Annotated in this window: 11 protein-coding genes; 7 read left to right on the plus strand and 4 right to left on the minus strand. The window is 40.7% G+C overall.

The window, feature by feature from the left end; genetic code table 11:
• Positions 1-164: 164 nt before the first annotated feature.
• Genes HY063_06230 through HY063_06240 form a run of 3 tightly spaced genes read left to right on the plus strand, consistent with a single transcriptional unit; the run spans position 165 to position 3,685 of the window.
• Positions 165-1,250, plus strand: a complete 1,086-nt coding sequence (locus tag HY063_06230; protein ID MBI3501374.1) for an aromatic ring-hydroxylating dioxygenase subunit alpha — start codon at positions 165-167, stop codon at positions 1,248-1,250.
• Positions 1,247-3,040, plus strand: coding sequence for an amidohydrolase (locus tag HY063_06235; GenBank protein MBI3501375.1), 1,794 nt, complete (start codon positions 1,247-1,249; stop codon positions 3,038-3,040). Before HY063_06230 ends, HY063_06235 begins: the two co-directional genes overlap by 4 nt.
• 3 nt (positions 3,041-3,043) lie before the next feature.
• A complete protein-coding gene (locus HY063_06240) occupies positions 3,044-3,685 on the plus strand; it encodes a CAP domain-containing protein (protein MBI3501376.1) in 642 nt (213 codons plus the stop codon).
• Between the two features lie 2 nt (positions 3,686-3,687).
• Here HY063_06240 and HY063_06245 read toward each other — a convergent pair whose 3' ends face one another.
• Both HY063_06245 and mqnB read right to left on the minus strand, forming a co-directional pair.
• Positions 3,688-5,442 (minus strand): tetratricopeptide repeat protein, encoded by a 1,755-nt coding sequence (locus HY063_06245; GenBank protein MBI3501377.1) that lies wholly within the window; start codon positions 5,440-5,442, stop codon positions 3,688-3,690.
• 127 nt (positions 5,443-5,569) lie between these two features.
• The gene (gene mqnB, locus HY063_06250) at positions 5,570-6,175 is read right to left on the minus strand and encodes a futalosine hydrolase (protein MBI3501378.1); all 606 of its coding nucleotides are present in this window, start codon (positions 6,173-6,175) and stop codon (positions 5,570-5,572) included.
• A 92-nt stretch (positions 6,176-6,267) separates the two neighbouring features.
• Between mqnB and HY063_06255 the strand changes: the two genes are divergently transcribed.
• The 3 genes from HY063_06255 to HY063_06265 are packed head-to-tail and all read left to right on the plus strand — an operon-like array spanning position 6,268 to position 9,020.
• Positions 6,268-6,681 carry a 6-carboxytetrahydropterin synthase gene (locus HY063_06255; GenBank protein ID MBI3501379.1) on the plus strand — a complete coding sequence of 138 codons (414 nt, stop codon included), beginning with the start codon at positions 6,268-6,270 and terminating at the stop codon, positions 6,679-6,681.
• Positions 6,682-6,683: 2 nt separating this feature from the next.
• Positions 6,684-7,322, plus strand: a complete 639-nt coding sequence (gene folE / locus HY063_06260) for a GTP cyclohydrolase I FolE (protein ID MBI3501380.1) — start codon at positions 6,684-6,686, stop codon at positions 7,320-7,322.
• On the plus strand, positions 7,323-9,020 hold the full coding sequence (locus HY063_06265) for a hypothetical protein (protein ID MBI3501381.1): 1,698 nt from the start codon (positions 7,323-7,325) through the stop codon (positions 9,018-9,020).
• Positions 9,021-9,029: 9 nt separating this feature from the next.
• Here HY063_06265 and HY063_06270 read toward each other — a convergent pair whose 3' ends face one another.
• Entirely contained in the window at positions 9,030-9,341 is a 312-nt protein-coding gene (locus HY063_06270) for a hypothetical protein (GenBank protein MBI3501382.1), read from the minus strand.
• Positions 9,342-9,429: 88 nt separating this feature from the next.
• Positions 9,430-10,251, minus strand: a complete 822-nt coding sequence (locus HY063_06275; GenBank protein MBI3501383.1) for a hypothetical protein — start codon at positions 10,249-10,251, stop codon at positions 9,430-9,432.
• A 629-nt stretch (positions 10,252-10,880) separates the two neighbouring features.
• Here HY063_06275 and HY063_06280 point away from each other — a divergent pair.
• Positions 10,881-13,259 (plus strand): DUF3494 domain-containing protein (locus HY063_06280; GenBank protein ID MBI3501384.1); only part of this gene is annotated, 2,379 nt, incomplete at its 3' end.

Here is a 13,259-nt window from a genome sequence, read left to right on the forward strand (position 1 = left end):
ACCTTCCTCTAAATTTTTTTTCTTTTTCAATCCCGATAGCTATCGGAATTATTTCTGACGCAACTTCGCGTTCAGGATTTCATTCACTCATAATCTATTTTACTATGAAAACTCAAATTCTACATAAAGAAGAATTACATACCTTGCAAAACAATTCCTCTCCTTTGAAAAAGTTTTTTGTTGACAGCGACATTCGAAAAGCAGAAACTCTTTCTTCTGAATTTTATTTCTCTAAAGATTGCTTTGATGTTTCCAAAGAAAAAATTTTTGCTTCTACCTGGCAGTTCATTGGCGAAACCGAAAATGTAAAAGTTCCGGGCGCTTGTTTCCCCACTACAATGCTCGAAGGATTTCTGGATGAGCCGATTCTTCTCAGCCGAGACAAAGATGATACCATTCATTGCATTTCTAATGTCTGCACACACAGGGGAAATCTGGTAGTGGAAGGTCCTTGCGTTGAAAATAATCTGCGCTGCCGCTATCACGGAAAGCGTTTCAAGCTCAGCGGAAAATTTGAATCCATGCCTGAGTTTGAAGGAGTGGAAAATTTTCCGAGCGAGAAAGACCATTTGCCAAAAATTCCTTTCGGAATTTGGGATAAATTGATTTTTGCATCCGTGAAACCAAAAATAAAACTGGAAGAAGTAATCGGAGAAATGAAAAAGCGTTTGTATTTTCTTCCGTTGAATGAATTCAAGCACGAATCCGTTCGTTCGCGAGATTATCTGGTGAAAGCGCATTGGAGTTTGTACTGCGAAAATTATCTCGAAGGTTTTCACATTCCATATATTCATCCGGGACTCAGCAATGCAATTGATTACAATACTTATTCGACCGAACTTTATAAATACTCCAACCTGCAGCTTGCGCTTGCGAAAGGAGGAGAAGAACATTTTATTCTTCCGAACAATCATCCTGACTACGGAAAAAAAGTTGCCGCGTATTATTACTGGCTGTTTCCGAACATGATGTTCAATTTTTATCCCTGGGGATTATCCATTAATGTTGTGAAACCGCTCGCACCTGATTTGACAAAAGTTTCTTTCATTACATATATATATGACAGCATGAAGCTCGAACGCGGTGCCGGAGGAATTCTTGACAAAGTGGAACGTGAAGACGAAGCGATTGTGGAACTCGTTCAGCGCGGAATAAAATCCAGAATGTACGCAGGCGGAAGATATTCTCCCAAGCGCGAAACAGGAACGCATCATCTTCATCAGTTGATTTGCGAATTCATGAATGCATGAAATCATCGAAAAGCGAAATAGTACGAAAAATACGAAAGTGTAATTTACTTTTTCTTTACTTTTTACTTTCTACTATTTACTCTTGCACAACAAGAAAAGAAAAAGTTGATTTGATTGTGCATAACGCTGTTGTTTACACGGTTGATTCTTCTTTTTCTACTGCTGAAAGTTTTGCTGTTAAAAGCGGAAAAATAATTGCAGTCGGAACAAATGATTCTATTCTTGCAAAGTATGACGGAGAAAAATTAGACGCACAGGGCAAAGCCGTTTTTCCCGGACTCATTGATGCTCACTGTCATTTTTACGGATATGGTTTAGGTTTGAAGAAAGTTGATTTGGTCGGAACAAAATCTTTTGATGAAGTCATTCAGCGCGTGATTGAATTTTCAAAATCAAATCATGGCGAATGGATACAAGGGCGCGGCTGGGATCAGAACGATTGGGATATAAAAGAGTTTCCTGATAAAAGAAAATTAGATTCACTCTTTCCCAATACTCCTGTTTTCTTAAAAAGGATTGACGGTCATGCCGCGCTCGTAAACAGCGAAGCACTCAGGCGAGCAAACATCACTTTCGCAACGCAGGTGGATGGAGGCGCTCTGCTTTTTTATGAAGGGGAAAAAACATCGGGCGGTTCTCCGGCAAAAATCACGGGGCTGACCGGAATTTTATTAGACAACGCGATGGATTTGGTCGCGAAAATAATTCCAGCGCCATCAAAAGAAGAAATGAAAGCCGCGTTGCTTGCCGCACAGAAAAATTGTTTTGCCGTTGGTTTGACAACTGTTGACGATGCTGGTTTGGAAAAACAAATTGTGGACTTAATAGATGAAATGCAAAAAAACGATGAACTGAAAATGCGCGTCTACGCAATGCTCACCGACAACAAGGAAAATCTGGATTACTATTTGCAACATGGAATTTACAAGACCGACAGATTAAATGTGCGCTCCTTTAAATTTTATGCCGATGGCGCACTTGGCTCGCGTGGCGCTTGCCTGCTGGAAGATTATTCTGATAAAAAATGTTGGAAAGGATTTTTACTCAGCAAGCCGGAATATTTCAAGGAGATGGCAAAGAAAATGTTTGAAAAGGGATTTCAAATGAACACGCATTGTATTGGTGATTCTGCAATACGATTTATTTTAAATACCTATACAAATATAATTATGGATAGATTGAAAAAAGAAAGCCAGATTCCAAGTAAAATCGAAACACGATGGAGGATAGAACACTGTCAGGTTCTTTCTAAAAAAGATATTGAGGATTCGAAACCAACATGGGCAATGGAAGAAGGAATGGTAGAATATTCAAATCATCATAATGTAATTCTTTCCGTCCAACCAACCCACGCAACTTCCGATATGTACTGGGCAAAAGACAGGTTGGGAGAAGAAAGAATTAAATATGCTTACGCCTACAAAGATTTATTGAAAGCGGCAGGGATGGTTGCGCTCGGAACCGATTTCCCTGTGGAAAATATAAATCCGATGTACACGTTTTATGCAGCGGTTGCGAGAAAAGATTTGAAAGGGTTCCCTGAAGGTGGCTTTCAAATGGAAAATGCTTTGACACGCGAAGAAACTTTAAAAGGAATGACCATTTGGGCGGCTTACGCCAACTTCGAGGAAAAAGAAAAAGGAAGCATTGAAAAAAATAAATTTGCCGATTTTATTATCTTAGATAAAGACATTATGAAAATAAATATGGATGAAGTTCCGAATGTGAAAGTGATTTATACTTTTGTGAATGGCGAAAAAGTTTATTCATCAGAATCAAATAAAAAATAATTTATGAAAAAATTAATTATTCTTATTTCCGCAGCAACACTATTTTTCAATTTCAGCAAACCAATTGCTGTAATAGACGGATGGGATGACGCAACAATTCAAAAAGCCAACACAGCAAAAAATGAAACTTCCTATTCAGATGAAGAAAAAAAAGTCGTGCTCTTCACAAATCTTGCCCGGTTGAAACCGGATTTGTTTGCAAAAACTTTTTTGCAGAAATATATGGACTCCACCAAGACAAAAGAAAGTTCATTCAGCCGCTCACTTAAAAATGATTTGCAGTCAAAATATAAAACAATGGAAGTTCTTACTGTGAAACAGGATTTAACTGATGAAGCAGTTGAACACGCAAAGGACACAGGCAAAAAGGGAAACCTAGGTCATTTTACTTCCGATGGAAAAAGTTTTGACTTCCGCATGAAAAAGTTCAAGGAGGTTTACGGAGCTATTGCCGAAAACTGCGACTATGGAAATAACACAGCACTGGCAATTGTAATTCATCTTTTAATTGACGAAGGGCAGGGCACGGTGGAACACAGAAAAACTTTAATGGATAAATCGTTGAAGTATGTGGGCGTTTCCATTCAGCCGCATAAAAAAGAAAAATGGACCTGCGTGATGGATTTTGCTGCCGATAAAAAATAATTTCATCCTGCAACAAAATACATTTCAATTTCTCCTTTGTTCTTTGCAGGAATTTTTCCGCGAAACTTGAATTCTAATCCTTCAAGGTTTTGAAAACCTTGAAGGATTTGGTACGTTGCGCCCGAAATATTTATTTTCCCCGCTTCGCCCGATGACTCCATGCGCGATGCAACATTCACTGTGTCTCCCCAAATATCATAAGCGAATTTTTTATCGCCTACCACTCCTGCCGTGACAGCACCGCTATGAATTCCAATTCGCAGTTGCCATTTATTATTTTGTTCTATCATCCAATTTTGTATTTCTAATCCCGCTTTTACAATTTCCTCCGCGTGATTTGAATTGGAAGTCGGCAATCCGCTTGCGCACATGTATGCATCTCCGATTGTTTTTATTTTTTCAATGTTGTACTTGGAAATGATTGCATCAAACTTCTTAAAAAGAAAATCTAATTCGGAAACTAATTCTTCGGCAGAAAGTTTTTCTGCAATGGTGGTGAATCCTTTGAAGTCGGTGAACATGATGGTTACGCTCTCGTAATATTTCGGAGACGCTTTGCCTTTTGCTTTTAATTCCTTCGCTGTTTCGGCAGGCAGAATATTCAGCAGAAGTTTTTCTGATTTTTTCCTTTCGCGGAAAATAAAAATGGAAAGCATCAACACAATTAAAAATCCTCCGGCAACCGACCAAATCACAATCTTCTGTCTGTTCAGTTGTGCATCCTGTAATTCTTTATCCTTATTCAATAAAGTAATCTGCTGTTCTTTTTTCTCCGTTTCATACTTGGTTTGCATTTCGGTGATTTGCCTGCTGGATTCTTCGTTGAGAAGCGTGTCTTTGGTTTGAACATATTTCTGATGATACTCATAGGCATTTTTATAATTATTCTCCTTTGCATAAGTTTCTGATAATTCATAAGCCGCTTCCATTACACCTTGCCTGTCATCAATTTTAGTTGCGGTTTCAAAAGATTTTTTTAAGTAATTTATTGCATCTTCCATTTTATCTAACTTTCTGCTTGAAATACCAAGGTTATAATAGGAGAGAACAATGGATGGTTCTTCATTAATATCCTGTGAAACTTTCAGCCCCTCAAAATAATAGTCCTGCGCTTTTTTATATTGAAATTTTTTTTCGTAAATCACCCCGATGTCATTGAGTGTAATACTTAACCCGCGCTTATCATTAAGCTCTCTTTTTATCTGCAGTGCTTTTAAACTATACAGCAATGCATCATCGAGTTTTTCTTTCATGTTATAAATATTGCTGATGTTGGCAAGAGAAACAGCAATACTTTTTTTATCTTTCAGCTTTTCGTCCATATCCAATGCTTTCTTAAAATATTGCAATGCTTCATCGGTTTTATTAATTGCCGCATAAATATTTCCCACATTGCTCAGTATGCCGGGAATTTTTGCGCTGTCGCCCATGGCTTCATAAATTTTAATCGCCTTGAAATACGAATCCAGTGCTTCGGGATATTGCCCTTTTGCCCATTGCACAATTCCAATTCGCACATTACTTCTTGCCATTCCTCTTTTATAATTCAATTGCTCTGCGAGTTTTAGTGCTTCTTTACCATATTCCAAGGATTTTTCAGAGCCATTGTTATAATACTCCCAACAAAGGGTATTCAGAATATTTACCTTATTGGTATCTTTTTTTGCAGCCGAAAGAAGTTTTTCCAGCGAATCAATTTTTTTCTGTTGTGAAAACAGAAACGAAGGAAAAAACAAAATGAAAAGTATCTTTTTCATTAGACATTATTCAGATTAGATATTTATAGAGGTTTGTCATTTCGAACCCTGCTTTGAGGGTGAGAAATCTCCCCCTGAATGAGGAGATTTCTCCCTTCGGTCGAAATGACAACATACACATAGTTTCTTATTTTGAATTCTCCACATAATTTGAAATGGCTCTTACCTGAATGCACGGAATTTTTTCCTCCATGCAGGCAAGAAAAAATGCTGCGCCTTCCATGCTTTCAATATCGGGATTGAATTTCTTTACCACTTTTTTTATGGAAGAAGCATTTCCATGAACCGTATTCACTGTAATTGCTTTTGCTTTCGGAAGTTTATTCAATGTTTTGTTTTTAAACTTTGAACTTGCTCCGAAGGAGTCCCTTCGGGAAACTTTGAACTTTGAACTTTGAACCAACTTGATTTCTTCCGCTGTAAGAAATTTTTCTCCGTCCTCCGCTCCGAAATCAGCAAAACAATCTTCGGTAACATTCACCACAGTTCCCGGTGGAATATTTTTTCTGAAACTTCCCGCTATGCCGGCATTGATTGCCAAATCGTATTTCTTGTTTGATAAAAGTTTCCCTAAATGAAAGGCGGTGGAAGTCATTCCAACTCCGGTAATCAGAAAATCGAGCGTATGTTTTCCAAAAGAAGAAGTAAAAAAACTATCTCCTGTTTTTTTATCGCTTATTCTCAGCAAAGAAGCAATTTCCTTTTTCGTTGCCGATACAATAAGAATTTTCATCGCTCAAATATAAGGATGTTTATCTGGTTGAATCCGAAAGAATCCGTTTGCATCCATTGTAGTTTTTTATATTTGCAACTCATTTTACAGATATGGTTTTCATTACACGCAGGGAGCAATTTTCAGCAGCGCATAAATTATATCGCGAGGACTGGTCAAAAGAAAAAAACGCGGAAGTGTTCGGCAAATGCGCCAATCCCAACTGGCACGGGCATAACTATCAATTATGGGTAACGGTGAAGGGCGAGCAAAATTCCGAAACAAGTTTTGTAACCAACCTCACGGACATAAGCAACATCGTGCGCGAAAAAATAATTTCCAAACTCGACCATAAGAATGTAAACCTCGATGTTGATTTCATGAAAGGAAAACTTGCTACGACAGAAAATTTAGCAGTGGAAATATGGAAGCAGATTGAAGCGCCCATTCAACAACTCGGCTGCGAACTTCATTGCGTGAAAATTCAGGAAACAGAAAACAATTACGTGGAATATTTTGGCAACTGAACATGGCAAAAAAGAAAATTGATTACGAGGATGATGAACTGGAAGGATACGCGCGCAAGGATATTTACAATCCGCGCATGCTCAAAGATATTTCTCAAAAATATTCCGCCATTCTGAAAGATATTGGCGAAGACGTGAACCGCGATGGTTTGAAAAAAACTCCCGAGCGCGTGGCAAAGGCATTGCAGTTTCTTACGCACGGATATGACATTGACCCGGCAGAAATTTTGCGCGCAGCTTTATTCAAAGATGATTACAAGCAAATGGTGCTGGTGAAGGACATAGAAATTTATTCTCTCTGCGAACATCACCTGCTTCCTTTTTTCGGCAAGGCACACATCGCGTATATTCCGAATGGAAAAATTGTGGGCTTGAGTAAAATTCCAAGAGTAGTGGATGCCTTCGCCAGAAGATTGCAGGTGCAGGAACGGCTCACCACTCAAATCCGCGACTGCATTCAGGAAACATTAAAGCCGCTGGGCGTTGCAGTGGTCATTGAAGCAAAACATTTATGCATGCTCATGCGCGGAGTGCAAAAACAAAATTCGGTTGCCACCACTTCCGCTTTCACCGGAGAATTTCTCGACAATCCCAAAACAAGAGAAGAGTTTGTGAATTTAATTTCCAGTAAGCTTCTGTAGATGAAAAATCTTTTCTCTATTTTCATTTTTAATTTTTCATTTTTAATTTTTAATTCTGCTTCGGCTCAGCATTATCTCGGCATTGCCAACAGCGCTTTTGCAGGTGTGAACGGCATTGATGTGAACCCGGCAAGCATTGTGGGCAGCCCGCGCAAATGGGATGTAACCATCATCGGCATTAATGCGGAGGTGGCAAATAATTTTTTAGGCATAACCAAAGGCGGAAGAAAAATTCTTATGTCAAGTAACACGGGCGACTTCGATAATAATACAGACCTGAAAACAACCCGCGCGAAAACCATTTCTGTTTTTGCCGGAGTAAATCTCATGCTTCCTTCGTTCATGTTCATCCGCTCGAAACATAAAGACGCTTTTGCATTCACCTGCCGCAGCAGAATCTACGCAAACATTGACGGCATTCCTGCCGAACTGGGAACCTACGCGATGAACAACGGAGAAGACAGCACTTTTTTTCAGCAGGACCGTTCTGCAAAATACATCAGCGCGCAGGCAATGGTGTGGAATGAATACGGAATCACCTATGGAAAAACCATCCGCGAAAGTTCCAACGAGCGGCTGAATGTGGCGGGGCGGTTAAAATATTTGCAGGGATTTTATTCCGCCTATTTGTTCACAAAAGAAGTGAACTATAAATATTTTCACAACGACAGCACCTCGGGCGACAGCATTTCACTGGAAAGTTCGCTCGTGCACTGGGGCTATTCACCCAATCTCTCCAACACATCGCAGGGTTTCAAATTAAGCACGGGAGGAAAACCCGCCTTCGCGCTCGATGCAGGCGCCACCTATGAATTTCATCCGCTCACCACTGTGCACACGCGCCTGAAATCGGAAGGCAAGACCTCTCCCATGCAGCACGAATACAAATATAAATTAGGATTCTCCATTCAGGATTTGGGCTGGATAAAATTCAGGAAGCCCGATAACGTGCGCGACTTTCAACCCGATTTCAACAAGACAGTGAACATTAGCAACATTGCTTCATTGGGCGATTCCATAAAAGCCGCTTATGAAATAAAAGAGAACGATAAAAAATACCGCATGCAGTTGCCCACACTCATCAGCGCGCAGGGCGATTATTATGCCGGCAGAAATATCTATGTGAACTCCACGTTCAATTATGCCTTTCAGTTCAAGCGGTGGGAATCAAAAATTCATGAAGTAACCTGCTTCAGCATTACCCCGCGCTGGGATTGGAAATGGCTTGGAGTTTATTTTCCGGTTTCCTATAATAAATATACTGCCGTGCGCGCAGGCGCAACCGTGCGCATTGGTCCCCTCATTGCCGGCACAGCCGATTTGCTTCCGCTCATTACGAAAAAAAATCTGCGCGGAGCAGATTTTCATTTCATGCTCAAAGTTCCGCACCTTCATTTCGGCAAGCATACAAAGCGCACGAAGAGCAACAGCAAGTTTGAAGTGAACGAAGAAAAAAACAAGCCGGTGAAGCGCAAGAAAGGAAAAACCTACATGCCGAAGAAAGACGAATCGCCTGTGGAAAAAGAGCATAAGCAGCCCAAGCCGGAAAAAAGAAAAAAGAAAGAGCACACTGCGCCCGAAGCGCCCAACGAAAAGAAAGTGCGCAAACATATTTTCCCGCGCTTTCACCTCTTCAAAAAGAAAAACAAGCATAAGCCGGGCGAAGGCGAAGAGCATACCATTTATTTCAAGTTGTAAAGATAGGACTTACGCAAAAGTTTTGTGAGTATTGTCATTTCGACCAGAGGGAGAAATCTCGTATGTTTGGCACAAAGGAGATTCCTCGCTTCGCTCGGAATGACACCGTTTTGCGAAAGTGCTGAAAGAAAGGAATTCAACCCATGCAGCCATGCCTTTATTGCCCGGAGCCATCCATGCAACCCTTGCAGCCATCTGTTCAATCCATGGAGCCGTGTGTGCAACCAATGGAGCCATCCATTGAATCCCCGGAGCCATCTGTTCAACCGATGGAGCCATCCATGCAACCCTTGCACCCATCCGTTTAATCCTTGCAGCCATGGATTCAACACATGCAGCCCTGCATTCAACCCATGGAGCCAGCTGTGCAATCAATGGAGCGTTGCATTGAACCGAAGCAGCCCCGTCTTTATCCGATTCGTATATAGAGTATATTGCTCCATTGATACGGGTCGGTGCCGTGGGTGGAGGTAACTTTTTTCGCTTTGCTGATAGAAAATTTGGTGGCGTTCATGGCAGTGGTGGCGCTTAATTTAGCATTGGTCTTTTTAGTATGTGCTGGCGGAAGCACCACCGTGTAACGAACAGCCACCACAGTTCCGCTGGCAAACCCCTTCATGATTAGTTCGGTAACCGAAATGGCAATGGGCTTTTCCCACAAAGCGGGCAGCAAATTTTCTGCCGTGGTAATGCCATATTCATATACATATACCATGTGCCCTGCGCCTGCCGATTTCACGCGCACATGAAAACTTCCTTTTTCTGAAGGCAGCGATTCAAAATCGCGCGGATGGGCAGCGCTCTTCTTTTTGAGTTTATAGCCGATTCGCAGCGCCACCGCTTCGCCTGCCGTTACATCGCCCTGCGCCACCGCCACATCGTTGCACACGCCCTGCACATACAGCCCGTCTTTTTTATAAGAACGTTCTACAATATTGCGCTGTTTTATTTCATCGTCTGCCGTAGCTGTGGGCGGCTTGGTCTGGCGGTTAGTGTGAATAGTCAAAAGGGTATCGGCTTGCGAATGCAGGGTGCCGTCTGCCACTGGCGGGGCGGTGGCATCGGGGTCGCCTGTCAGTTTAATGCCTTTGGCATTGCTCACTAAGGTGGGCGTATCCATTTTATCGGTTTCGAGCGATAAAATGATTTTTGGAAGGTTCTTTTTGCTTGCAGCCGCCAGCAGGATAATGAGCCGTGCATAATCGCTGGCTTTCATACTGATTTTTTTCATTTGTGTTGTTGGTTTTTATGGTTTAGAAACTATTTTTATTTTTCTGTTTGGTTTGGTTGTATTCGGGTTCAAAAGTTATTTTTTTCAGTTCCTGCCTTTCTTCTATGATTTGGAGCACTTCCTTAAAATCATATCCGGGATGTTCAAGGGCAAAAAAAATTCTGAAAGTGATGAAACATTGTAAAGGTTGCAGGTATTAACGAGCGTATTGAGTGTTGGGTTCGTTTCTTTTGTTTCAGATTCTCCCACATTAATGCCCAGTTTGTGAGTTGCGAATTGCTGCTTGATTCCATTTTTATGACGGAGCGCTTGCAGGTGCAGTTGCATTTTTTTAGATATATCGGAAAACAGAAGCATCAAAAAATTATTTCGGCAAATGACTAAATAAAAAAGCACATGGAATCTTGCGAAGGACAAATATCTTCTCATTTATAAATGAGAAACAGTGCGGTTTTTTTCACCGGCAATTAACAAAATGGAATTTTGCTTTCCATTTATACCTATACCTTATTCCGTATTTCCTCCATTATTTGCTTTTGCAAAATAAATTTTTACCTTTGTTTTTTCAATGGCTCGTTGCAGTTTGTTCTGAAACGCGAAATCGAAACATCAACCAAACAAAATGTTTCATGAACAACAAATTTATGGCTCTGTATCCCGAAAAAATCGGGACGTTCGTGCTGAGAGCGCTCCTGCCTGCGGCAGGCAAGTTCTCTCTCTCTCTGATTTTTTCTCTCGGCATTTTCCCCCTTCTTGAAGGGGGTGCAGGGGGATGTAAAGCGCAAACCCTTTCCGCCAACCTGCAATCGTTCAGCATTCTTTCCGGCTCATCGGTTACATCAGTTCAAACCACCGATGTGAACGGAAACGTGGGCGCAGTGGGAACGGTTGATTCCACCGTAAAAGCAGGCGGCACGGTTACCGGCAGCGTTTGCGTGCTTTCAACCGCGCTTGATAGTTTGCAGAAAATACAACAGGCATTTTTTAACAAGCAGGCGCAGACCATTTCGCAAACCAACGTGAGCAACACCACTTACACAGCGGGAACTTATTCTTTTCCTTCTTCGCTCACCATGCAAGACCAGATTATTCTCACAGGCGATTCCACCGCCAAATTTATTTTTAACATAAACGGCTCGCTCACCTTTGATGCGCAACTTGTTTTAAGCGGAAGCGTGCGCGCGGAAAACATTTTTTTCAATGCCGATTCATCCGTTCAGATTCTCGACAGCGCGCGTATTTGCGGAACTATTCTTTGCAGCGGAACTATTTCGTGCATGACGGATTGCTTTCTAAAAAACGCCCGTCTGCTGAGTGCCGACAGCGTGAACATGATTGCTCCCGCAGATACGCTCGGCATCATAAGTAAACAATTAATTTCTTTCGGCAGCACGTGCGGGTGCGCCATTGATTTGGGAAATAAAGATACCTGCGCGAATAATCAGATAACTTCCGATAATGAACTATGGCTAAAATTTATTCCTGATTCTGAACAGGTAGAAATTTCTGTTAGAGATAATAATGCACAGATTGGAAATGATACGTTATTTATTTTTAAAGGAAACTGCAATGAGTATTTTTTCTTCTCATGTATTGCGAATCATGGTAATACTAGTGAATTTAAATCTTCATTTGATTCAATTCCTTTTACACCCGGTGCTAACTATTTATTACGCCTGAAAACTACTCTTTTGAATTCTTCATTTTCTTTTTGTATAAGTAATCTCAGCAATAAATTTCATGTAAGCAGTGCTGGTCCATGTAGTAGTAATAATTGCAATTCTGTAAATTGTTCCACTTCTACTTGCGAGTTAATTGCTAATGGAGATTTTACAAATAACTTTACTCCCCCTAGCGGACAAAATCCTTTTTATTCTTGCGATGTTTGTTGCTGGAAGGACGGATGGGGTTCACCTAGTATTAATACTATTAATAATCCCCCTCCACCCCCATTATCACCATCGTACGCTGTATTAGGTACAATGATTGGAGTTTGTAACTCTAATCCTGCTCATATAAGCGATGCTATGTATGTTCCAATAAATGTTCAAAGTAGGAATTATATTTTGTCTTATTACGATCGCGTTAACTGTTGTGACCAAAATATGATGCCGGAATCTATAGATGCTTTTGTAGGAATAGGAAACTTATCGGTTAATGCCGGAATTCCATCCGGGCAGCAATGTGAAAATATTCCCGCTAATTATCAGGAAATTGTTGGACCAACAATTGGAAATAATTATGTAAACAATAAAACATGGACACAAAAAATATTTTGTTTTAAAGTAAATTATCCTTACTTGGATTTATTTTTTTTCCCGCGTGGCGGGACATCTAAAACAGTATACAATTGGTTTGTTGATGGGGTTAGTTTAATACCTTTTGATCCAACATTTATAACTAATGTAACAATTTGCAGCGGTTCTTCTGTGCAACTTATTTCATCGCCTTGCTGGCAGCAATTACAGGCATTAGGCGTTACTGCAAGTTGGACTTCTACTCCTGCGGGATTTACATCTACAAGTTTTACTCCGACTGTTAGTCCGCAAAGTCCCACTGTTTATACGGTTACCTTCAAAGGTCCTGGCGGATGCACTTCTAATTCTGGTACCACTACGGTCAATGTACAAGGACCAACAATAAGTTTTGCTGCTGATAACGGTGTTCATTGTTTATCTTCCTTGAATCTTGTTCAATTTACGAGCACGATTATAGGCGTATCGCCATTCACAATTCATTGGGATTTCGGTGACCCTGCTTCTGGTCCGAACAACTCTTCTATAATACTAAATCCTACTCATTCTTATTTTTCAACCAGTAGCGGTCCAGGAATTTATCAGATAGGATTAACAGTAACCGATGCCAGCGGATGCTCTACAACTGTTTGCCATCCTGTAGAAATTGCTCCTTGCTGTTATCAGAAATCCGATTTTGATGTACAGCAGGATATTTCCCTAACTACACAAACATGGCAGCAACCTCCTTTTAATGGATATTGCAATTCATGC

It is taken from the genome of Bacteroidota bacterium (genome assembly GCA_016195025.1).
GTDB lineage: Bacteria > Bacteroidota > Bacteroidia > Palsa-948 > Palsa-948 > Palsa-948.

Coding starts and splice junctions, on each gene's coding strand:
- HY063_06235 (MBI3501375.1), top strand. CDS start 1,247: ATGAAATCATCGAAAAGCGAAATAGTACGAAAAATACGAAAGTGTAAT.
- HY063_06240 (MBI3501376.1), top strand. CDS start 3,044: ATGAAAAAATTAATTATTCTTATTTCCGCAGCAACACTATTTTTCAAT.
- HY063_06245 (MBI3501377.1), bottom strand. CDS start 5,442: ATGAAAAAGATACTTTTCATTTTGTTTTTTCCTTCGTTTCTGTTTTCA.
- mqnB (MBI3501378.1), bottom strand. CDS start 6,175: ATGAAAATTCTTATTGTATCGGCAACGAAAAAGGAAATTGCTTCTTTG.
- HY063_06255 (MBI3501379.1), top strand. CDS start 6,268: ATGGTTTTCATTACACGCAGGGAGCAATTTTCAGCAGCGCATAAATTA.
- folE (MBI3501380.1), top strand. CDS start 6,684: ATGGCAAAAAAGAAAATTGATTACGAGGATGATGAACTGGAAGGATAC.
- HY063_06265 (MBI3501381.1), top strand. CDS start 7,323: ATGAAAAATCTTTTCTCTATTTTCATTTTTAATTTTTCATTTTTAATT.
- HY063_06270 (MBI3501382.1), bottom strand. CDS start 9,341: ATGGCTGCAAGGATTAAACGGATGGGTGCAAGGGTTGCATGGATGGCT.
- HY063_06275 (MBI3501383.1), bottom strand. CDS start 10,251: ATGAAAAAAATCAGTATGAAAGCCAGCGATTATGCACGGCTCATTATC.